General features: G+C 58.6%; 18 protein-coding genes and 1 pseudogene. 3 read left to right on the top strand and 16 right to left on the bottom strand.

Features of this window, described 5'->3' with window-relative positions; genetic code table 11:
- Both H8B02_RS08885 and H8B02_RS08880 read left to right on the top strand, forming a co-directional pair.
- A partial coding sequence (locus tag H8B02_RS08885) for an efflux RND transporter periplasmic adaptor subunit (protein ID WP_229165853.1) occupies positions 1-417 on the top strand: 417 nt, incomplete at its 5' end.
- A gap of 9 nt (positions 418-426) precedes the next feature.
- Positions 427-3,562 (top strand): annotated as a pseudogene (locus tag H8B02_RS08880) (efflux RND transporter permease subunit).
- 123 nt (positions 3,563-3,685) lie between these two features.
- On the opposite strand, the gene H8B02_RS08875 reads toward H8B02_RS08880, so the two are convergent.
- The 8 genes from H8B02_RS08875 to H8B02_RS08840 all read right to left on the bottom strand — a co-directional run bounded on the left by H8B02_RS08875 (position 3,686) and on the right by H8B02_RS08840 (position 12,554).
- Positions 3,686-4,690, bottom strand: coding sequence for an MBL fold metallo-hydrolase (locus H8B02_RS08875; protein ID WP_512699905.1), 1,005 nt, complete (start codon positions 4,688-4,690; stop codon positions 3,686-3,688).
- An 87-nt stretch (positions 4,691-4,777) separates the two neighbouring features.
- Entirely contained in the window at positions 4,778-5,641 is an 864-nt protein-coding gene (locus tag H8B02_RS08870) for a tryptophan 2,3-dioxygenase (protein WP_229165851.1), read from the bottom strand.
- 496 nt (positions 5,642-6,137) lie between these two features.
- On the bottom strand, positions 6,138-7,139 hold the full coding sequence (locus H8B02_RS08865; RefSeq protein ID WP_229165850.1) for a SphA family protein: 1,002 nt from the start codon (positions 7,137-7,139) through the stop codon (positions 6,138-6,140).
- Positions 7,140-7,355: 216 nt separating this feature from the next.
- Positions 7,356-7,616 (bottom strand): helix-turn-helix domain-containing protein, encoded by a 261-nt coding sequence (locus tag H8B02_RS08860; protein WP_229165849.1) that lies wholly within the window; start codon positions 7,614-7,616, stop codon positions 7,356-7,358.
- A 173-nt stretch (positions 7,617-7,789) separates the two neighbouring features.
- Complete coding sequence (locus H8B02_RS08855; protein WP_229165848.1) at positions 7,790-9,097, bottom strand: amidase; 1,308 nt, start codon at positions 9,095-9,097, stop codon at positions 7,790-7,792.
- Positions 9,098-9,127: 30 nt separating this feature from the next.
- The gene (locus tag H8B02_RS08850; protein ID WP_312000736.1) at positions 9,128-10,198 is read right to left on the bottom strand and encodes an iron-containing alcohol dehydrogenase; all 1,071 of its coding nucleotides are present in this window, start codon (positions 10,196-10,198) and stop codon (positions 9,128-9,130) included.
- A gap of 100 nt (positions 10,199-10,298) precedes the next feature.
- Positions 10,299-11,465 carry a VOC family protein gene (locus tag H8B02_RS08845; RefSeq protein WP_229165846.1) on the bottom strand — a complete coding sequence of 389 codons (1,167 nt, stop codon included), beginning with the start codon at positions 11,463-11,465 and terminating at the stop codon, positions 10,299-10,301.
- 132 nt (positions 11,466-11,597) lie between these two features.
- A complete protein-coding gene (locus tag H8B02_RS08840) occupies positions 11,598-12,554 on the bottom strand; it encodes a LysR substrate-binding domain-containing protein (RefSeq protein WP_229165845.1) in 957 nt (318 codons plus the stop codon).
- Positions 12,555-12,752: 198 nt separating this feature from the next.
- On the opposite strand from H8B02_RS08840, the gene H8B02_RS08835 reads away from it, so the two are divergent.
- Positions 12,753-13,370 (top strand): glutathione S-transferase family protein, encoded by a 618-nt coding sequence (locus H8B02_RS08835; protein WP_229165844.1) that lies wholly within the window; start codon positions 12,753-12,755, stop codon positions 13,368-13,370.
- Between the two features lie 30 nt (positions 13,371-13,400).
- Here the strand turns inward: H8B02_RS08835 and H8B02_RS08830 are convergent, their stop codons facing one another.
- From H8B02_RS08830 to H8B02_RS08795, 8 genes are all read right to left on the bottom strand, one after another.
- Positions 13,401-14,120, bottom strand: a complete 720-nt coding sequence (locus H8B02_RS08830; protein ID WP_229165843.1) for a nitroreductase — start codon at positions 14,118-14,120, stop codon at positions 13,401-13,403.
- A gap of 355 nt (positions 14,121-14,475) precedes the next feature.
- Positions 14,476-15,540, bottom strand: a complete 1,065-nt coding sequence (locus H8B02_RS08825; protein WP_229165842.1) for a branched-chain amino acid ABC transporter permease — start codon at positions 15,538-15,540, stop codon at positions 14,476-14,478.
- An 11-nt stretch (positions 15,541-15,551) separates the two neighbouring features.
- Positions 15,552-16,418 (bottom strand): branched-chain amino acid ABC transporter permease, encoded by an 867-nt coding sequence (locus tag H8B02_RS08820; protein WP_229165841.1) that lies wholly within the window; start codon positions 16,416-16,418, stop codon positions 15,552-15,554.
- Between the two features lie 4 nt (positions 16,419-16,422).
- Positions 16,423-17,130: an ABC transporter ATP-binding protein gene (locus H8B02_RS08815; RefSeq protein WP_229165840.1), complete on the bottom strand. Its 708-nt coding sequence runs from the start codon at positions 17,128-17,130 to the stop codon at positions 16,423-16,425.
- Between the two features lie 9 nt (positions 17,131-17,139).
- Positions 17,140-17,847 carry an ABC transporter ATP-binding protein gene (locus H8B02_RS08810; RefSeq protein ID WP_229165839.1) on the bottom strand — a complete coding sequence of 236 codons (708 nt, stop codon included), beginning with the start codon at positions 17,845-17,847 and terminating at the stop codon, positions 17,140-17,142.
- A gap of 187 nt (positions 17,848-18,034) precedes the next feature.
- Positions 18,035-19,327, bottom strand: coding sequence for an ABC transporter substrate-binding protein (locus H8B02_RS08805; protein ID WP_229165838.1), 1,293 nt, complete (start codon positions 19,325-19,327; stop codon positions 18,035-18,037).
- A 356-nt stretch (positions 19,328-19,683) separates the two neighbouring features.
- Complete coding sequence (locus H8B02_RS08800) at positions 19,684-20,547, bottom strand: intradiol ring-cleavage dioxygenase (protein WP_229165837.1); 864 nt, start codon at positions 20,545-20,547, stop codon at positions 19,684-19,686.
- 34 nt (positions 20,548-20,581) lie between these two features.
- A complete protein-coding gene (locus tag H8B02_RS08795) occupies positions 20,582-21,667 on the bottom strand; it encodes a maleylacetate reductase (protein ID WP_376711625.1) in 1,086 nt (361 codons plus the stop codon).
- Positions 21,668-21,723 lie beyond the last annotated feature (56 nt).

The following is a 21,723-nucleotide window of genomic DNA, read 5'->3' as shown; positions in this document are numbered from 1 at the left end:
AGCTTCATAGATAACCAACTTGATCCTGGGACTGGAACCATCCGCGTCCGCGCTTTGGTAACCAACAGCACTGGGGCGTTGACCCCGGGTCTTTACGCGCGAGTTCAGTTCGCAGGTAGTGGCAAGCGATCGGCCATTCTGGTGTCTGATCGAGCCGTTCTTACCGATCAGAACAGGAAGTATGTCTACGTCGTCGCCCCCAACAACAAGGCCACCAGAAGGGATGTCACAACGGGACGCACTGTAAGAGGGTTGCGCGTGATCGAATCCGGCCTCGGGCCAGACGACCGGATAGTCGTCGGTGGTCTCCAAAAACTCTATGTCACGGACACTCTAGTCACGCCGCATATGGCCCAATTGAGACTCACCGATGACGTTGGCTCCGTGAGCTCGCAAGATAACGCCTCGGACCACTGAAGTACCTCAATGGACCTTTCAAAGTTCTTCATCAACAGGCCGACCTTTGCCATCGTCCTGTCCTTCGTCATCTTTGGGGCAGGACTTATCGCCATCCCTCAACTGCCCTCCGGTGAATTTCCGGAGGTGGTGCCACCAACCGTCGTCGTCAGGGCAACCTATCCTGGCGCGAATCCCAAGGAAATTGCCGATTCCGTCGCAGTGCCCCTGGAAGAGGCAATCACCGGCGTCGAGGACATGATCTACATGAAGTCGGTGGCAAGCTCAGACGGCAGCCTCCAGACCGTGGTGACGTTCTCGTCCAACGTGAGGCCCGACGAGGCAGCCGTTCGCGTTCAAACCGTGTCGCCCAAGCCCTCAGCCGCTTGCCAGAAACTGTTCGCCAAGATGGCGTCACGACCCAGAAGCAGTCGCCCACTCCTCTCATGTATCTGGACGTATATTCTCCGGATGGAACGTACGATTCCCTTTACGTCCGCAACTACATCCGCTTGCACGTCAAGGATGAGTTGGCCCGGCTGCCAGGAGTTGGCGACGTACAACTTTATGGGTCTGGCGACTATGCTATGCGGATATGGCTCGAACCAAACAAGCTCGCAGCACGAGGACTGACAGCGCAGGATGCCATCGACGCAGTTCGCGAGCAGAATGTCCAGGTTTCGGCAGGGCAACTTGGGGCCGAGCCGTCGCCCAAAGATACAGATCTACTTATCTCCATCAACGTTCAGGGACGACTACGCAACGAGCAGGAGTTCTCGGACATAGTTCTGAAGACTGGCGATGCGGGCCAGACGACCAAACTAGCGGACGTCGCGCGTGTCCAACTGGATTCCGGTGACTACACGATGCGCCTGTTCCGCGGGCAACAGGCCGGCGCGGCGATCGGTATCTTCCTCACGCCCGGCGCCAACGCGATCGGCGTCGCCAAAGCCGTTTACGCCAAGCTGGATATTCTCTCGAAGCATTTTCCCAACGGGGTCAGTTACCGCTCTGAATGGGACCCGACCATTTTTGTGAGAGAATCTATTAGTGCGGTTCAGCAATCGCTCCTTGACCGTCCTGATCGTCATCGTCGTGATCTTCTTCCTGCAAACCTGGCGAGCTTCCATCATCCCGCTGATCGCGGTGCCCGTCTCGATCATTGGCACCTTTTCCTTCCTTTATCTACTTGGCCACTTGATCAACACGCCGACGCTCTTCGGCATGGTTCTCGCAATTGGCATTGTGGTCGACGACGCGATCGTCGTGGTCGAGAATGTCGAGCGCAATATCGAGCTCGGCTTAAGCCCAAGCGATGCGGCACATCAAGCGATGAAGGAAGTGTCTGGCCCGATCGTCGCAATCGGTGTCGTCCTGTGCTCCGTGTTTGTGCCCATGGCCTTCGTGACCGGGATCACCGGCCAGTTCTACAAACAGTTTGCGGTCACGATCGCGATCTCGACCGTCCTCTCCGCGATAAACTCTCTCACCCTTTCTCCAGCTCTCGCCGCGAAGCTACTCCGTGGACATGGTGCCCCCAAGGACCTGGTCACTCGCATTATGGACCGCGGGCTGGGATGGCTATTCCGACCGTTCAATCGCTTCTTCAGTCGAAACTCGACACGCTATGAGCGCACCGTAGGCAGCCTCCTCCGCAGACGCGGAGGGGTCTTCACGACTTATCTCTTGCTGCTGAGCGGCAAGTTCGTGCTGTTCCAGGTCATTCCGAGCGGCTTCATACCCAACCAGGACAAATTGTACCTATTTGGCGGCGCCCAACTACCCGGTGGCGCGTCACTTTCACGTACCGACAATCTGACCCGCGAGATGGCTGCAATCGCAGAGAAGGTCGACGGCGTCGACTTTGTCACCTCCTACGTTGGGTTCAACGCTCTGCAGAACACCAACACACCTAACTTCGCCACCTCGTACATCATCCTCAAACCGTTTGATGCACGCTCGCGCAACGCAGGCGACGTCAATGCAGAACTCACTAAGAAATTCGCCGCGCTGAGCGCCGGATCCGCCTATGCCGTGCTGCCACCGCCTATAAAGGGTCTGGGTAATGGATCGGGTTACTCGCTGTTCCTGAAGGACAACGCAGGGCTACGATATGGGGCTCTGCAGAAAGCGCTGGAGCGATTCCAGGCTGAGATCGCAAATACGCCTGGGATCACCTATCCGGTCAGCTCCTACCAAGCCAACGTCCCACACTTGGAAGTCAAGGTCGATCGCGTTAAGGCAAAGTCTCAAGGTATCGCCCTTACGGACCTCTTTGACACCCTCCAGGTCTATCTCGCATCCGTTTACATCAACGACTTTAACCTATTCGGCCGGGTATACAGGGTCATCGCCCAGGCTGATACCTCGCTCCGGCAACGAGTCGAGGACATCACAAACCTGCGCGTACGAAATTCACGCGGTGAAATGGTCCCGATCGGAGCAGTCGCGACTGTACTGCACACGTACGGTCCGGATCCAGTTATGCGCTACAATGGGTATCCGGCGGCGGACCTCATCGGTGATGCCGATCCCAAAGTGCTGTCGTCGGGCGAGGTTCCTACCAAGCTCCGCGAAATTGCTCACAGGGTTCTGCCAACTGGCATCGAACTTGAGTGGACCGACCCGAGTTACCAGCAGGCCACGCAGAGCAGTTCCGCCATCATTGTGTTTGCTATCGCTGTGATGCTTGCTTTCCTGGCACTGGCTGCCTTGTACGAAAGTTGGACGATGCCACTCGCGGTCATTCTCATCGTCCCAGTGTGCATGTTCGCTGCCCTCTCAGGGGTCTGGCTCACGGGCGGCAGCAACAATGTCTTCGTGCAAGTCGGCTTGGTTGTGCTGATGGGCCTCGCATGCAAGAACGCTATCCTGATCGTCGAATTTGCACGCGAGCTAGAGATCCAGGGAGAAGGTACGGTCGCATCTGCCCTGGAAGCCTGCCGGCTCCGGCTGCGCCCGATCGTCATGACATCCGTGGCCTTCATCGCGGGCACGGTACCGCTGCTTATCGGCGCTGGCGCTGGAAGCGAAGTCCGGCGCGCGACCGGCGTAACGGTCTTTGCACGTATGCTGGGCGACCATCTTCGGCCTCTTCCTGACGCCCGTCATCTATGTTGCGATCCGCAAGTTCGGTGCCGGGGGTGCCGGGACAGGCTTCAACTGACGATCCCCGCTGATTTGGGAGGTGAAAACGTCGCGCGGGCGGCTATCTTTGCGTGTCCGGAGTGATCCGGCCGGCGGCTCTGGCCGATCAGCACTGTCCCAAAAACGGGCGAGATCGCCGGCGTTAGATCACCATAAGATCTCGTCCAACGATAATTTCCCCTTTGAAGTGCTTAGCTGCGGCTTCACGCCAGTCCGCATCGCTCACTTCACCAGTACCAGGCACCAAATGCGACAATACTAGCGTCTTGACACCTGCCTCGGCCGCAATGCGGCCAACCTCCTCGGTAGGCGAATGGACAGCATACATGTGCTTCATCGCTACATCGTATGTTCCGGGAAACCCCGTGGCGACTAGCCTACGCACGAAGTTTTGAGTAGCGGCGACATCCATCGCCTCGTGCACAAGGACGTCGGCTCCTTTGGCCAGATCCGCCACCGCAGCGAGCGGCACGGTATCGCCCGAAAATGCAATCGAGCGGTCAGCGAAATCGAACCGGTATGCGAACGATGGTACTATCGGGGGATGCTGCACTTGAACGGCTCGCACCGTGACAACCGGGTCCTTCATAACCACTCCGGCACCCGTGACCTCGTGGACCTCGATCATCTCCAGCGGCTTACGCTGAAAGTCTTCTGCCCAGAAGTCTATTGTCGGCTTATGGGCTGCGAACAAATCACGGGTCATTTGGCCCAGCGGCGGCGGCCCATACGCCTGCACCGACTGCTGTAGCCCGTGTATCCAGCCCAGCACAAGGAACGGCCCCAGCTCGATATTGTGATCAGGATGATGGTGAGTAATGAAGATCGATCGTACCTGTGAGAACGGCACGCCCGTTCGCGCGAACTGCCTCGTGACGGAGAGGCCGCAGTCAAGAACGTAGGCTGCACCGTCATGGACGATGGCATGTGACGTCATCCTCTGTGCTTGACCCGGCACAGGTCCCGCCCCAGTGCCGAGCAGAACAAGTTTAGTCCCCTTCGGGTCTTTTAGGGCTGCTCGCGTTCGGGCGGCAATTTCGTCGATATCCTCAGCATGAGCCGGGCTCGCACCCCCCACTACTGCCGGTGCCGACGCAGCCGCCGCCAGAATCGAGCGCCTCGTTATTCCGTTCGAACTACTTTCCATCCGGTGCGCCCCGCCGCCGCTATGGTACCTGGTAGATTGAAGGGAAGCGGCCGCGATGGCCGCTCCCAACTATCGCTCTGCCGAACGTCACTCCTTGGCCTTACCCACAGGACATCCAGCGGGAGGATCACCGATAAACGTCCTCGCAGAGAAGAGCTCGGGGAACGGAATCTCTTCTAGAGTCGGCGTCAACCAAGCGATTCCAGAAACGCCGAAGTAGGCATTTCGGGATCCCAGGGTACGTCGGGTCAGCATCAGGTGGCGATACTTCCAGGTAGTGAATTCCTCGGCGATATCAGCGAGCGTCTCGCCCAACACCTTGATCTCCGGCCGTTCATCGTACGCAATCTGCCAGGCTCGCTCGACCTCCGGGCTCGGCTTGTACGGCTCAGCGAAGTCGCGCTCGAACTGACCTCGAGGAACAGGCAGCTTTTCATGATGCAAGAATGCCAACACATCGTCGTAGAGGCTTGGTGCGCTCAGGGCCTCGTTCAGCTGCTGCCATCGGCGCGGCTGCGGCTTAAAGTGCTCCAACTGCTCCTTCTGCTTGATTCCAAACAGGTAGACCATGTGCCTATAAATCCAGCCCTGGAGAGCGGTGTCCCGCCCCAACGTGGTTCCGATCACGCCGAGCATCGGCAGCAGGTCTAACGGGGTCATCCATGACAGGGAACGCCACGTGGCATTGAGGGGTTCATGCGCATCGACCACCCTCCGCAATGCTTGCTGGGCCTTAAGGAGGTCGTTCTGCCTCAAATGGGCCTGAGCGGCTTGAAGTTCTCGGACAATTAGCGACCAGTAGAGCTCCATCACCTGGCAGTTGACGATGAAAGAGTACTCCCCAGGATGGCCAGTCAACGTCCTCTGTATCGAATGCAGTTTTTCAGTCTGCAGCCACATGCTGTATGGCGTCTGTTCGAATCTATCTTCCTCGGTGATCGTGACGGTCATTGCGCTGGTGCTCCCATTCTCCATGAGTGTCTGCCCTAAAGTGGATCGAGCGCCGCTGCACATGCGGGTCTGACGCAATTAGCTCACAGAACGCGCCTGCAGGTGGCTCAAGCCCATTGGGTGAGCGTTACCGACAGACTCATCGAAACGCCCGATCCTCCACCGCATGTTCGGGGCGTTTGGGACCCCTTGGAAAGCCGCCTCCTGCTGAACACATCGTCTAAAATTTTGAACGGCGGAAGCGCTTCCACTACGGCCGCCTGAACAGGTCAGCGACCTTCCTCCAGGCCTCTTCAATCCCGGGCTGCTACCCCCTAAGGGTGCAACGCTCGAACTATTGTCTGGCAATCACACCAGCGGGCAAAAAAAATCCCCATTGCCGGGAGAGCAACGGGGTCATCGCATGTCAACGTGGCATGTCAACGCGACAAGTTTGGGAGAGCCGAATGCCTCTCCCCAGGAGGACTAAGCCGATCCATAGCTCCGAGGGCGAGGTCTACTTGTGAAACTTCGGCAGAGCCGTTGATGCAGGCGCGTCCGGGGCCCATAGACGGAAACTCAAGTTGGCGAACACACTGAAGCCCTTCGTAACCGTCGCCGAGTCGATGCCAGCAATCGGGGTACCGCCGGACGCTCGCGCCGAGACTTCGTCAAACGCCCAGACGTTCAAGGCAGCTGGCCCGAAGTTGTAGCCGACTAGTCCACCAACAGCCCACGTATTGTAGCGGTTGACGTTGATCGCGTTTCCGTAGAATGCGCTCGACGTATCATTTCCGACCTGGCCGGCGTAGTAAGCGACCGGGCCTACGGTCCAGTTTCCGATTGTCTTTGCGGCAGTAAACTCAGCATGCAGAATTTCGCCGCTTCGATAGCCGGTGATCGTGTTCTTGGTATTGATTTCGCCGAAGATATTCGCGGTGAGATTCCAGCCGTCTTTGAGATACGAGACGATGAACTCTGGCTGAAAGGTCCACCAAGGATTTCCCACATTGCCGAGGCCATTCACGCCGGTCTTCGTTCCGTCCGGCACGTACATTCCCAAGCCGGTCTTCGCGAAAAAGCCGCTGTCTCCGAGCTTCCAACTCAACTCAGCCGGAACGATGTAGGTGTTGTGCATGCCCGACATCTGCAGATCGACTGGACTGCCGACGCTTGACATAATGAACGGTTGCACCACGACGGCCGAATAGGTACCGCCAAGAAAACTCCAACCTGGGACAAACAACAGGCCGTTTGCCTCGACGGCCGCTTGCACGCCTGTCTTTCCACCGGCGGGATTGAGCAACGCTTGCCCTGGTCCGGCGAGATTCGACTGGTACGTGAACACTTGATTGAAGCTGTAGATTCCCGGCGGCGGAAGTCCTGCGCTGCCGCCGATCGTCAACCCCGGCTTCTGCGCGGCTCCCGGCGATCCGAATTCAAATGCATTAGCTGCTTGCATCGTTGCGACGACACTCAATGCAACAACGCTTAGGTTAAAAGATGTCTTCAAAGTCATTTGCCCCTCCGGCTGAGCGCCACAGCGATCCCGTTGTCTCTCCTCACGCGGTCAAAACGCCGCACGCGAAAAGATAACAGGTCAAAGTCGGACAGATGACAACGCATCAACGCGATCTCCGTTACGTATTTCATGAACGGTGATCTTGCAGATACAAGAGTATCACCGACGATATCTGAGCAATCAGTATTTCCACTACGCCACAACGTCTGCGCTCTACGCATTCGCGTAGGACTCCTGCGACTTCTCCAGTCGAACACAAACACCAGGCTTCGGCTCTCCGATGAACTCGATCCCGGCGCCTTCGAGCGCTCGTCGAATCTTGTCTATCGTCTCGAACTTGGCGTTGATTGGCCCTGTCATTCGCTCTAGTCGGCGAATCGTCGCAATACCGACGCCAGCGGCAACGGCGAGTTGGAATTGCTCCCAGCCGATCAGGCTGCGCGCCGCCTTAACTTGTCGTGCCCAAACCAGCATTAATCCCCTCACGTGCTGTTGTTGCGCGCTCCGAGCAAGCAGCGGACACACTGCCCTCGGGCACCTCCGCGATCGACCTCCTCTCAGAGGTCGACAAACCGCGGCTCTTTGAACGCACCAGCTCACCGACTTGCATCCCGCGATCTAGGAGTCGCGTTCAGCGAACCACAGCACTAAGCGCGGTCCATGCAGCTCATGTTCTGCAATTGCGCGGCGGCATCGATGACTTCATGATCGCACCCGGGTTGTCCTATGATCTGCAATCCCGCCGGCGGAGCATCTCTCATTCTCGGCATAGGGATAGTTGCCGCTGGATATCCGACAAGATTGGCGGGCGCCGTGTGCGCCATGAGCGCTTTGCGAACATCTCCCGTCCATCCATCGATATCCACACGCTCGGTTCCGACCAGCGGCGCGGAACACGGACATGTCGGAAGAACAAGGAGCTCAAATTGTTCGAACAGCGAAGCCATTTTCAGGGAGAACGTTCGTCGCGCGTCTTGAGCTTTCGCGTAATCACCTATGCTGATCGATCGCGATCGCTCAAGTCTGGCGGCGGTCTCCTTCCCATAGCGTTCGCTTATCAAGCTTGGTGAATTTCTCGAGAAGTGAACCATGCCGCCTTCAGCCGGGACGAGGGTGGCGAAGATCGAATACGCCTCGTCGAGTCGCTCAGTTTCTTCAACGACGTCATGCTCTCGACGGAGCCTCTCGGCGACCCTTTCAAAGTCGCTGGCGATGTCGCTCTCAACAGGAACGTCGGTTGGGGTACTGAGAACGCCAATCTTCCGCTTCGGTCTGGCGTCGCTCCGTGGGATGTCCATACCCAGCGCACTTGCCAACAGGACCAAGTCTTCCGCATTCCCGCAGATCAGACCGACATGGTCGAGCGTCGGCGCGAGTGGAAAGACACCGTCCGTTGGTAGAATGCCAAACGTTGGCTTGAACCCTACCACTCCGCACAGCGCCGCCGGGATTCGAACGGACCCGCCGGTGTCCGTTCCGAGACCAGCCGGCACAACTCCGTAAGCCACCGCAACTGCCGATCCACCGCTTGACCCTCCTGGTATCCGTTTCGGATCGGCCGGGTTGAGAGTTGGACCAAACGCGTCACTTGACGTGGTGACGCCCCAGGCAAATTCGTGGGTTGTCGTCTTACCGAGGACGATCGCGCCGGCATCACGCAAACGACGCACTACGGTAGCGTCAGTTTTCGGTACATTGCCAATGTAAGCGGCTGACCCATAACGAGTTTCGATGTCAGCAGTTTCGATATTGTCTTTTATGACGATCGGGATGCCCTCGAGGCGCCTCACCAATCCCTTTGCATATCGTCGATCACTCTCGGCCGCGCGATCTACCGCGCGGCCTTCGATGGCTGCAAAGGCATTCAGCTCGGCCGAGCACCCTCTCGCCCTCTCAAGGGCTTCCTGCACGAGCTGCCGCGAGGTCGTCGCGCCCGCCTTTAGCTTGACGAGCATCTCTGCGATGGATCGGGATCTCATCCTCGTTCACCAGAGGCTTCTGAGCAGAGCGTCGAGCTTTCGATCCGCGTCCTCCCCAAGATCGGCTACCTCAGCCTTGTAGTTCGCTCGCAGGAGATCCGCGATCTCCGGAAGCGCTGAGAGCCCGATCTCAAAAGACCTAAGATGGCTTGGTAGACCGAGGTACGAAACGAGGTTTTCTATCCGGGAGGCGAGCGCCGGCCCTGGGTTAGACTCTCCGCGGGAATTGAACACCTGGAGCTTGCTGCCATACCGCGCTTCACAAGCCCGAATTACGGGCGCGAGCGTTATGCAAGAAGTGGCACTGTGCGGGAATCCAAACGTCCCACCCAAGATGTGCCCGATCCGATGACTGAGACCGTAGATGACGGATGCTGGGTAGAAGTAACATTGCCACGCCGCCAATTGGAGTTGGAGCAGGTCGCTCAGATCGACGGCCCCTTTCTGGACCGCTTCTTCTGTTTCCAGATCAACGGGCCAACGTTCCAGGACGCTAAAGAACTTGTTTGCCCCAGCTGCAGCCATGACTGCGTGTGGGTGGTCGACGTCGACCTGGCGCATGCCTTCGATCGCGTGGTCGAGCCCCTTGATCGCTGATGACAGGAGCAACGCACGAGGCGTGTTCATGAGGAGACTGGGATCCATCAGCACGATTTTGGGAACTGTCGCTCGCTCGGCGTAGCTTCTCTTGAACGGACGCGGGCCAGACGTTTCAGTAATTCCAAAATAGTGAGAGAACTCAGATCCGGACAGAGTTGTCGGCAGAGCTACTATTGGGAGATATCGCGCTTGCCGAAGATAATGAAAATGAGAAACCGCCTTTGCGGCGTCCAGAACCGAACCACCGCCAAAAGCGACTATTGAACGGGCACCGGCCTGGATACACCGGTCAAGCGCATCCTCGATTGCGCTGTCCGGGGCATGGGGCGGGAAATCGGAGAGAATTCCCGCGGCATCGTGAAGGTGCGGTAGAATGACACGCTTGGTTGAGAAAAGTAGCGGCTCAACCGTAAAAATCATCGGCCGTTCGAAGCCCTCGTCGGACAGCTCTCGAATAGCCGTGTCCACGATTCCCACCCCCCACCGCAGGGTGTCCTGCGGCAGGCATCGGAGGATACCTCCGTTGCTTACGTGGCTCGAGCGATGGAGGGCTGACTTCTGCACGGTAACCGCTCCTTCAGTTCTGGGGAAGCGGCACGGGAGCCGGGCGCAGCGCGATACTACGCTCGATCTCAATGCGCCTGTCTTCGAACTCCGGCGCCAAGCAGAGCTTGGTTCCGAGCTCCTCGGCGGATTCATCGACGGTCAGTTGAGTGGGCGTCGAAAGGGCGCAGATATGCCCATCGGGATCCCGGAAGTAGAAGAGCTTGCTGTAGAGGCAGTCGAAAACACCCGAAACCTTTACGTCCGCCCGCTTGAGACGCTCTCGCTCGTGAGTAAGAGCGGATTCGTTCTCAACTTCCAGGGAGAAGTGATGCGACAGTCCGGTGCCAAGACGTCCCGTGGTGTATCCCGGCAGACCGAAGAAGGTCAGGACCGAGCCAGGTGAGAGGTCATCGTCACAGCCGTAGTAGTAGTGCGTGCCTCCCCGCTCATCCAAATAGTCCGTCTTCTTGATCATTCGAAGTCCAACTGTCTCGACGAAGAACTTCTCGGTCCGCTCGGCGTTCGACGAGATAGACGTGATGTGGTGGAAACCACGCAGGGCGAAGTCATCGGTAACGGTCGGCATCTGCCGCGGCCAAGTTTCAGCAGCGGTAAGGATCTCATCGCGACCACCGATGAGATTTTCCTTCGGCTGAGGCCGGAACCCAGACCCCAGCACGGCTTCATCGTGCCCAAAGCCGGGCTCGGTAGTCGCGATTTCGATGATCGCGCCATCGGGATCACGTAGGTAGATCGCGTGGAAGTAATTGCGGTTGTAGGGCCCGGTGACATGGATCCCCGCGTCCGTGAGTCTTCGCTTCCACTTCAGAAGGCCATTTCTTGTTGGGACATGAAGAGCCAGATGATGGTTTGTACCAGCACCCCAACGCCCCTTCGGATCACCAACGCGGGGCGACGTAACCCCAGCGACAGCCACCTTTTGATCCACGAACCCAACGTCTGGCATCATGTAGAAGATCGGGTTCCATTCGATGTAGCTGATGGTGTGGCCACGCTTCTTTTCGCCCTTGAATGCTTGAAACCCAAAGGTGATCACCGGCAAGCGGGGGTCCAAATGATGGACGGTCCGTTTCACCACCGGTAGACCCAAGAGTGTCGAGTAGAAGTGTTCGATCCTGCCGAGATTTGCGGCGACAAACACTTGGTTATTGACGCCGCGAATAATCATTTCGTTCATTTTTGGACCTCGCGATTACGGGCGCCGAAGCGCCATCCCTACCGATCACGAATGATGGCAGCGTCGTCGCGAGACATGAAGATGGCTAACGGAGGACGCAGCGTTCAATAAGTTGAACGGCGAGCGAAGCCCTCAGGCCGAACGTTTGCTCGAGCTCTTGGGCTGCAGATCGTCCGAAGCTGCATGCTCGAATGCGGTGGCGCGCGGTATCTCCAACGCGAGAAAATCAACCAAGGATCTTACTGCGGGGAGTAAGCCGCGCTTGTATGGGATGAGCGCTGACATGCGCGCGTCAGCCGCAATCCAGCGGGGCAATATCTGCTTCAGCTTTCCCGCAGCAATTTCCTCGCGGCAAATGTAACCGGGCAAAGCCGCAATACCCAGGTTGGCACATGCCGACTCCTTGAGCGCAACCAGATTGTTGCTCTGGAAGCGAGGCACCGTCTGAACGATGCACCTCCGGCCGTTCGGTCCGGTCAACACCAGATTTGATGAACCGGTCCTCGCGATCGCGATCGTATCGTGTTGGGCAACTTCCTCAGGAGTTGTCGGTGTGCCCCTGGCCTCCAAGTATCCGGGCCCCGCGAACAGGTACCACGGGGCCCGCGCGATGGCTCGCTGGACGAGTGAAGAATTCTGCAAGGGCGCGGTATGGCCGCGCAGCGCCAAGTCGAAGCCATCAGCTACAATATCGACTAGAGCATCTGTCGTAATCTCTACGATTTGCACTTTCGGATACTTCTTAAGAAATACTGGTATCAGATCCTTCAACGCAAACTGGGCGATTTCGACGGCTGTCGTCATCCTGATGACACCGCTTGGCTCGGTTGCCCTCTGGCGTACCGCCTCCTCCGCGACCTCCGCGGCCTGCAACAATGTCTGAGCGTAGTGGTAGAACTGCGTTCCTACCTCAGTCATGCCGAAGCACCGAGACGTCCTGTTGAGCAGGGTTACGCCCAGGATCCCCTCGAGCTCCCTTACCCGATTGCTCAAGGTGGACTTCGGCAAGCCCAAGGTTCTACTCGCAGAGGTGAAGCCCCCTCTGTCGACAACCTGGACAAAATAGAAGACGTCTTTGAGGTCAAGCACGACTAAGAACCATCGAAATTTACCCTAGGTCGATAATGCCACCACTCACACCTTTAGATCACAAACGTATCGGTTTAAGCTACTCTAAACACTTGCCATTCTTACCTCAAAAGGTTGCGGTGCGGAAGGAAACCTACTTGTCTCACGACATAAGCGGCTCGTATCCTGCCTCAAACCGGAAGATTGCTGGAGTGGGCCATGCTTCGTCTTTACGATAGCCTGCTATCTGGAAATTGCTGGAAGGTTCGAATCCTACTCTCGCAGTTGGGCCTCAAGTACGAAAGGATCACGTTGGACCTGGTCCGAGGTGACCACCTTCAGCCGGATTTCGTAAAACTGAGCCGGTTCTCAAGGGTCCCTACATTGGTCTTGGATGATGGTCGTCCTCTCGTGGAGTCCGGCGCCATACTGATGCATCTTGCGGACGGAACGCACCTACTCCCTGACGACAAGTATGCCCGGACAGAGGTGCTCAGCTGGTTGTTCTTCGAACAGGCCGATCTTCAAAAGGCCATTGCGATCCCTCGTGTGTACAGTCTTCGTGGGCTGGCGTCCCAGATGGCGGATGAAATTGCCCTTCGGCAAAAGGACGGAGACGGCGCGCTAGTTAAGCTCGAGAGCTGGATTAAGACGCGAAATTGGCTAGTGGGCAGCAACTACACGATCGCCGACCTTGGAGTTTTCGCCTACGTGTCCGTAGCTGCGGAGGGCGGCTACCAAATGGAACGGTATCCCGGAATTCTCAAATGGCTAGACAACGTGCGATCGACCAAAGGATGGGTACCGCTTATCGTAGAGAATTCGCGCTCTAGATAATCGGTACCCATCTCCCCCCAACGCGAAGCTCTAGGCGTCGAGAAACGTGGCGAATTTCTCCGGGCCGAACTTGTCAAGCTTCATGTCGTTCTCGGGCAGGCCGTTGTCGGCGTAGCCAATGCACATTCCGCATACGACCATGTCGCTTTCCGGAATGCCGAGCTCTTTCCGCAACAATCGATATTGCAGAGACCAAATCTGCTGCGCGAGCGTGTCAAGTCCCCGGCCTTGCGCGGCGAGCATTACCGTTTGAAGGAAGCCGCCGTAGCAGATGAAGCTCGCAGGGACCAGTCGCCGATCCATCGTAAAAATGAGACCGACAGGAGCCCCGAAGAACTTGAATTGCCTCGCAACATCGCGGCGGCGACCTTCCTTGTCGCTTCTTTCAACACCCTGCGAGTCACCTAGCTGGCCGCGAAACTTGTTGAACCACGAAGCATGTGGCTCCGGAATCGGATCCGGGAAGAATGGATACTCCGGAACGAGCTTGTCGTGGTTGTCGTTGAAGTTCTTCACCGCAGCCTCAACAAGCCGCTCGCGCGCCTTGCCTGTCAACACGTAGCATTTCCACGGCTGTGTGTTGCTCGAACTGGGAGTGAACCTGGCAACCGAGAGGATATCTTTGACGACTTCGACCGGAACAGGCTTGTCAGTAAAGCCGCGTTTTGCCCGACGGCCTTTGATGATTTCGTCGATGTAGACAGGATTCTCGGACTCTTTTGGCATTTGCCGTTGAAGTTCTAATGTCATCGCCTCCCCCGAATTCGTTGAACCAAGACCGCCGAAGTAGCGGCATGCCTCATAATCGGAGTTCAGAAGCCGTCTAGGGAAGTAGCCCAACTTCGAACTTATCGTTCAATAAATTCGAACGATACAGATCCAGGCGGGGCATTTCGCGTCACCGCCGAAGGAGAACCGAACGGCTCCTGGCCGGTCCATGCCTAGACACGTCAGCATGGGCAAACGAGCGCCTTCCAACCGAAGGCCGCCCCGTCGGCAGGTCGCTAGTCTACTCTGTACGTCGCCGAGAGCAACCAGACAGCATCATTGCAAGACCTGTCTTCTGCTCGAGTTGGCGATGCACGCGACAGCCTAGATGTGGCAATCAGCTCTGGGACAGAACGTCTGACGTAGACGCAGCAAGTGAGCGAGCTTTTTCTGTCTTGGTACCTTTCAGCGCCGACGGCGTGTAAGACACCGGGATCAAGTCGCCTGGCACGAAGCGGCGCAATAGGCCCCACAGGCCCCGCGGCTCGATCAGGATGATGACAATCGAGATCGGGCCAAGCACGATGAAGTGCCAAACGCCGACCTCGGCGAGGTACTCCCGCAGCAAGAAAAACACGATGCCGCCGATGACCGGGCCCTCAAAGCTGCCGACGCCACCAATTAGCACTATGAAGATGATGTAGACGGTCCACTCTGTGATCGAGAACGAGGCCGGCGGCGCTACGCGCAGCTTCTGCAGCGTAATCAACGCGCCTGCGAGGCCAAGAAACGGTGCGGTCCACAGAAAGCACAGCACACGCGACCGTGTGAGATTGACGCCGACCGCGCCGGCGCCATCCTCGTTGTCGCGCATTGCGGTCAGCCCGAGGCCGACGGCTGACCGCATCAGCAGCCAGGTCGAGATAAAGACGACGGCCAGGAGCACCAGCGCCAGCCAGTAGATGTGAGCGTAACGTTCGCCAATCCGCGCACCGAACTGCTTCACAGCCGACACCGGCATGCTGATGCCTGAACCGCCTCCGAACGCCGAGAGCTTGCCGGCGCACAGCATCAGCGTCTCGGCGACCACCCAGCTGCCGACCGCGAGATATGCGGTGCGCAGGCGAAAAATGATGACCATGACCGGCACGGCCAATAGCATCGCCACGGCGCCCGCCATGAGCACGGAGAGGTACGGATTCCACTCACCGAACACGAGGAAGCCGAAGAACGCATAAGCGCCGACGCCGACGAAAGCGTGCTGGCCGATGGTAACAATGTCCGCATAGCCGGCAAGCAGGTTCCACATTAGCGCCAGCACTAGCATCAGCATGAACTCGGTCATGACCTGCATGCCGCTGGCGTCGAGCAGGAACGGTCCCGTGGCGAGGAAGACAATGCCGCAGGCGAGCAGCAGACGGCCGACAAATACTGAGTAGGAAGTGGTGAGGAAGTGGGTCACGGCTGTCGTCCTCAGTATTTGGGAAACAGGCCCTGCGGCCGTGTCAGAAAGATCGCCAAGAACACGATGTGACCCGCCAGCACTTGCCAGGCCGCATCAAACTGGGCTCCGACCGCCTGGGCGACGCCGATAATGATGCCGCCGATCAGCGTGCCCCATAGATTGCCGAGGCCGCCAAGCACCACCGCCTCGAACGCTATTAGGAGTCGGCTCGGGCCGCTGGTCGGATCGAAATTGGTCCAGATCGCCATAAAGCCCGCCGAGATCGCCATGGTGGCGCCGACGATTGCCATCGCGATGGCGTAAATCCGCGCCGAACGCAGGCCGACGAGATCGGCGGTTGCGACGCTGTCGGACACCGCGCGAATCCGCGCACCGATCCGACTACGGTAGAGCAGCAGGTCGAGCAGCCAAATCAGCAGCGTGGCCGAGATGAAGATTACCAGCGGCAGCACGCCGACATTGATGTTGCCGCTTAGCGGAATAGTTGCGGTCTCGATCGCGCCGCCACCGACTTTCCGGATGTCAGCCCCGTAGACGCCCTGCAGGGCGTTTTGGATGACAATCGAGAGGCCAAAGGTGACGAGGATGATCGACAGCACATCCTTACCGAGCACCCGTTGCAGTAGCAGGCGCTGCAGGAGGTAGCCCCCGACAAACGAGATCGGGATCACAATCGCTACCGCGGCGAGCGTCGGCAATCCGAGGCCGCCGGTCAGCGACAGAAGCACGAACGAGATCATCACGATCAGGTCACCGTGGGCGATGTTGACGAAGCGCATCACGCCGACCGAGAGCGAGAGCCCTATCGCGAACAGCGCGTACAGGCCCCCGAGCAGCACGCCCTGTAAGATCTGATTCGTCCAGATTTCGACCATGTGGCTAGAGTCCAAAATAGTGTTTGACGACGGTGTCGTGGGTGACGTCGGCCGGACGCCCGGAGAGATTCACCCTGCCCTCAAGTAGGCAGTAAAAGCGGTCGGCGACTGCGAGCGACCGACTGATGTCCTGCTCGACTACGAGAATGCTGATGCCGCGGTCGCGGACGGTCGGGATGATTTGGTAGAGATCCTTGATAATGGTCGGCGCAAGTCCAAGGCTAATCTCATCGCACAGCATCAGTTTGGGGTTGGCGAGCAGCGCACGGCCGACCGCGACCATCTGCTGCTGGCCCCCAGAGAGCTCGCGCGAGAGCTGCCGGCGCTTCTCCTTCAGTACCGGGAAGAACCGGTAGACGTCGTCGAAACCGATGTCGCCGCGACGGCCGACTTCCCAGCCAATCTCAAGGTTTTCTTCCACCGTAAGCGAGGGAAATAACCGGCGACCTTCAGGTACCAGCGCGACCCCGCTGCGGACGATATCAGCGGTGTGTGTGCCACGAAGGTCAGCGCCCTCGAAGCGGATCGCGCCTTCAGTTCGATCGACCTGGCCGACGATCGTCTTGAGAAGCGACGATTTGCCGGCGCCATTGGCTCCGATGATCGAGACCACCTCGCCGGCGCCAAGCGTGATGCTGACGTTGGTCAGGGCACGGAACTGACCGTGGTAGACTGACAAGTTCTCGATCGAGAGTAGCGGACTGGCGGTCATATGGTGCCCTCACACGCCAAGATAGACTTCCTTGACGCGACTGTCGGCGAGCACCTCGTCTGGCGCACCGCTGGAGATGATGGTGCCGCCGTGCAACACCGCAAGCCGGGTTGCGATCCGGCGCAGCGCATGCAGCACGTGCTCGATCCAGACTATGGTGGCGCCCTGGTCGCGCGCAGTCTTAACGATCTCGAGCAAGGTATCGCACTCAGACTCGGTGAGGCCGCCGGCAATCTCGTCGAGCAGCAGAAGCCGCGGCTTCTGAGCCAGTGCCTTCGCGAGCTCTAGCCGCTTGAGATCAAGCAAGGAGAGATGGCCGGCCGGTGTACGCAGCCGGTGTATGAGCCCGGTGAGTTCGATAACGTGCTGGGCCTGCTCCTTGGCGGCGCGGATCCCCATGCGACCGCCATGCACGGCGGCCACCATGACGTTCTCGAACACGCTCATGTGGGTGAAGGGCTTTGGCACCTGGTAGGTACGGCCGATGCCGAGGCGACAGCGGTCCCACACCTTGACGTGGGTGATGTCGCGGTCGTCCAGGTGGACTTGGCCTGCACTCGGCACCTGCGCACCGGCAATGATATTAAACAGCGTGGTCTTGCCGGCGCCGTTAGGGCCGATCACGCCAAGCACATTACCGGCAGCTACCGTCAAATCGAGATTCTGAAGGACCGAGAGAGCGCCAAACCGCTTCGAGACGTCGACAAGCTTGAGCATGAGTTCGTGATGTCCATTAGCTGAGGCGCAGACCGGTCTCTTGCTGGTCGCGGGCTCAGCCAGGCAGCAAGCCGAGGACTGGCACCGATCTGACGATCAGACCAATCCGCGGAAATCTTGCGAGACGAGTGACGTTTCACCGGACCGAAGCGGGCCGCGCCGGCGCGATTCCGACGCGGACGGAACGTCAGGCGTACTTGATTGGATGCGGCTCGCCGCCCACCGGGATGTCCTTTGCCGTGGAGTTGTCCACGATGGTCATCTCGTAAGGGTACTTCTTGCCTTTATCCCATTGGCCGATGACGAGTGGCGTCTGGGCGCAGTTCGGGAACGGCCCCTTGTTGAAGTTGATCGGTCCAACGATCGACTTGTAGTCGGTAGCCTTGATGGCATCCCGGATCGACGCCGCATTGGCCAGATCCTGGGTCCGCTTAAGAACGTCGAAAACCAACTCAAATAATGCATGTGGGAAGCCCAGCGGGAGCGACCACTGGCGGCTCGATGCTTTCTCGTACGCGTCCGCGAGCTGCGCCGAGCTCTGTCCATTGAGGCCGGAAACGTAGGGATGGAATTTCGACCACCACACCTCGGTAGTCAGCCCGATAGCACGGTCCCCGAGCGGGGTAATTGCTGGGGGGAACTCGAGCGCCTTACCGACAAATACAACCCGCGGCTTGAAGCCTTGCTGCGCCGCCCCATTCCAAAAGGTGGTGAACTCAGGCGGCGGCACCACGCCACTGATGATCTGCACGTCGGCAGCCTTGAAAGCTGCGATCTGGGAATTGTAGTTGCTTGCCGGCATATCGAAGCGGCCCGGGTCCACTACGCTGAAGCCATGCTGACCATAGAAGGCGGGAAAGCCACGTTCTTTGTCAGACTGGGCGAGGCCGTCACCATCGTTGGGCCACAAGCCACCCACTCTCTTGTTGGTATCCAGCCGATTGAAAAACGGAACGAGTGATCCGACCAATCCCTGGCCGCTGAAGAAGAAGTGGTAAGTCCAGTCGAAGCCCTTCTTCGGATCACCCTTGCGGCCGAAGAAGTAAGGCTCGAGGGGTGCGCCGCTCGTAATGCAAGGGATGCCGTTGGCTTCGCACTGATCCGACACCGGATTGACCGTCTCCGGTGTCGCGAACCCCACCACGAGATCGACCTTGTCCTTGAGAATGAGCTCTTGCGTCACCTCGGCGGCGCGGTTGGGGCTGGACTGACTATCTTTGACCACGATCTCGTACGGATGCTCGGTCCCGTGGATCTTGATCTTTCCGCCGAGCGTCTGCTTTAGCTGGCCGAGCGTGAACGGAACGTGCTCACAGAAGAACGCAAGCGGACCGGTCGCCGGCATCACCAAGCCGACCTTGATGGTCTTCGGTACGGCGAACGCTACCCGCGGCAGCCCTCCTACCGCGGTCAGCGCGACGGTCGCGCCGGCCGCTTGAAGCAACGACCGGCGATGGAGTGGAATCCTTCCAACAAACATTGATCACTTCCCCCCAATTTCGGAAGCTACGGTCCGTCCGCGGCCCCCAAGAACATTCTCACAGTATGTCGTGGCGGATTTTTCCTCCGCCATCAGTGACGTGCTTGCGATAACCGATCCAAACCAGTCCGGAACAGTTCGCACTGACTCGACGTCTTTGGGAAGAAGGTCAAAGTTGAACGGATCGTTCAAAAAAGCCGAACGTTCGAGACGGGCCGGAGAGGTTTGTTCGAGGTCGCTAGGCGCGAGCAAACTCCATGAGGCACAGATAGTCCTGAGCGAGTTAGTGACGAAACGCCGCTTCGATTGCTGGTGCCCATTTTGGCGCGCATGTCGACTGATCGAAAAATCGAGCCTCAAGATAAGTGCAAGCCGAAGTCGTAGTGCAGATGGAAAAAGGGCGAGTTCTGGATGAGGCCGTCCGGCGCCGGCCCCGCCGGCATCTCGATGAACTCTCTCACCAGGCTGTCCTTGACGCCGAAGACGACGTCGGTGTCGAGATACTCGTCGCCTTCCGCGAATACGTGCGTCACCAATTTCTGATAGCCGGGCGCCGAAATCATGAAGTGGATGTGCGCCGGTCGCCACGGATGCCGTCCCTGCTTCTCTAACATGGCTCCGACAGGACCGTCGTGAGGAATGGGATATGCCGCCGGCTTAATACTCCAGAAGCTGAACCTCCCATCTCCGTTCGTGGAGAACCGGGCCCTCATTGCTAGGCTACCAGTCTCCTCGAGTTGCTGGACATCGTAGTAGCCATCGCCGTCCGAATGCCAGACATCGACGACGGCGCCCTTGATCGGAGTGCCGTCCGGAGCATTCACGGTTCCCGTGACGATGAGCGGGTCACCTTCGAGACCGCCAGAGATGTTTTCCCCGCACTCTTTCTCGGGTGGCCCCTCGACGTAAAAGGGCCCAAGCACCGTCGACTCCGTGACGCCCTGGGCTGCTCCGTGATTAATGGCATCCACGAGCATCGAGGCCCCGAGCGTATCTGACAGGAGCACGAACTCCTGACGAGTGTCACTGCATATTTTGCCGGTATTGGTCAGGAACGCGATCCCCCTCTCCCATTCCTCGATGGTTGGCCGCACCTCCCTCACGAATGCATGGAGATGCCGGACCAACGCAGCGCTGATCTCAGCCGCCCGTCTGTCGCTTGCGCCTGAAAGACGGTTGATGACCGCCTCGGTGATCGTGATCTCGTCAAAGTTTCGCATAGTTCCCTGTCCAACTCTTTCTGGTGAGGTCCCGTCAAATCCTGTAGTCGTCCACCTGGATCGTCTTCGGCGGACGACCGTCGCACGCCGCGCGCAGTATCTCCCGGATCGCCGAGTGGTCGAAAGGCCGGGGATTCCAGTACGAGTTCTCCATCGTGAGCTTCGTGGCTCGATCGATATTGTCCTCTCCGAAGCCGAGCTCGCCCAGCGACGCCGGCAACTCCAACGCTCGCGAAAGGTCGTAGATCTTTCTGGCTGGATCGTTCGAACCGGTGGCCGTTCGTAGCGCCTCCAGGGCCGTCGGCGTCGCCTCCAGATTGTACGCAAGCGCATAGGGAAGCAGGATCGCGTGCGTCTCCGCGTGCGGCAAATCGAAGGAGCCGGCCACAACGTGACAAAGTTTGTGGTGAAGAGCCATCCCGACTGCCCCCAAGCAGACGCCACAAAGCCACGCGCCGTACAGCGCATCGGACCGACTTTGAACGGCTGTCGGATCCGATACCATCTGCGGCAGCGATCGGATCAACGCTGCGATGCCTTCCTGAGCAAACAGGCTGATGATGGGATTTCCGTTCTGCGCGTAGAGCGCCTCAGCGGCATGAGCAATCGCGTTGAGACCCGACGCCGCGGCAAGCCGAGCCGGCAATGACTTCGTAAGTTCGACGTCGTAGATGATCGCCTTCGGAAGGATCGCCGGGTCGGTCACCGTAGTCTTCTCAGCGCCCTCCCTCTGACCGAGGATCGGCGTCATCTCCGAGCCTGCATAAGTCGTAGGCACGCATATCTGCGGGATCCCAGTGCGCAGCGCGAGAGCCTTGCCAAGGCCGATAGCCGAGCCTCCTCCGATCGATACAATGCAGTCGGAAATGGCGCCCACCATGGCGTGCATGGCATCCTTCGTCACACTGGTCGGAGTGTGCAGGACGGCGCCCGCATAGACGTCGCTGCAGGAGCGACCGAGAAGGTCGCGGAGCATTTCGCCTTCACGCTGCTGGGCCGCACTGCAAACCACGAACGCCCGCCTTCGATCCAGCCGTTCAACCTCGCTGCCAATCGACTCGATGGTCCGCGAACCAAACACCACGCGCGTCGGCACGCCGGGAAAAGTAAAGCGTGGCATCATTCACCTTCGAAAAACACTGAAAGGACCGCGAAAGCCCACTGGGGCCTCCGCGA

The organism is Bradyrhizobium altum (assembly GCF_020889705.1).
Classification (GTDB): Bacteria; Pseudomonadota; Alphaproteobacteria; order Rhizobiales; family Xanthobacteraceae; genus Bradyrhizobium; species Bradyrhizobium altum.
This window is presented reverse-complemented; position numbering and strand designations above follow the sequence as displayed.

Bases quoted from the DNA above. Each gene is read 5' to 3' on its own strand.
- H8B02_RS08875 (WP_512699905.1), bottom strand. From the start codon at position 4,690: ATGGAAAGTAGTTCGAACGGAATAACGAGGCGCTCGATTCTGGCGGCG.
- H8B02_RS08870 (WP_229165851.1), bottom strand. From the start codon at position 5,641: ATGACCGTCACGATCACCGAGGAAGATAGATTCGAACAGACGCCATAC.
- H8B02_RS08865 (WP_229165850.1), bottom strand. From the start codon at position 7,139: ATGACTTTGAAGACATCTTTTAACCTAAGCGTTGTTGCATTGAGTGTC.
- H8B02_RS08860 (WP_229165849.1), bottom strand. From the start codon at position 7,616: ATGCTGGTTTGGGCACGACAAGTTAAGGCGGCGCGCAGCCTGATCGGC.
- H8B02_RS08855 (WP_229165848.1), bottom strand. From the start codon at position 9,097: ATGCTCGTCAAGCTAAAGGCGGGCGCGACGACCTCGCGGCAGCTCGTG.
- H8B02_RS08845 (WP_229165846.1), bottom strand. From the start codon at position 11,465: ATGAACGAAATGATTATTCGCGGCGTCAATAACCAAGTGTTTGTCGCC.
- H8B02_RS08835 (WP_229165844.1), top strand. From the start codon at position 12,753: ATGCTTCGTCTTTACGATAGCCTGCTATCTGGAAATTGCTGGAAGGTT.
- H8B02_RS08830 (WP_229165843.1), bottom strand. From the start codon at position 14,120: ATGACATTAGAACTTCAACGGCAAATGCCAAAAGAGTCCGAGAATCCT.
- H8B02_RS08820 (WP_229165841.1), bottom strand. From the start codon at position 16,418: ATGGTCGAAATCTGGACGAATCAGATCTTACAGGGCGTGCTGCTCGGG.
- H8B02_RS08815 (WP_229165840.1), bottom strand. From the start codon at position 17,130: ATGACCGCCAGTCCGCTACTCTCGATCGAGAACTTGTCAGTCTACCAC.
- H8B02_RS08810 (WP_229165839.1), bottom strand. From the start codon at position 17,847: ATGCTCAAGCTTGTCGACGTCTCGAAGCGGTTTGGCGCTCTCTCGGTC.
- H8B02_RS08805 (WP_229165838.1), bottom strand. From the start codon at position 19,327: ATGTTTGTTGGAAGGATTCCACTCCATCGCCGGTCGTTGCTTCAAGCG.
- H8B02_RS08800 (WP_229165837.1), bottom strand. From the start codon at position 20,547: ATGCGAAACTTTGACGAGATCACGATCACCGAGGCGGTCATCAACCGT.
- H8B02_RS08795 (WP_376711625.1), bottom strand. From the start codon at position 21,667: ATGCCACGCTTTACTTTTCCCGGCGTGCCGACGCGCGTGGTGTTTGGT.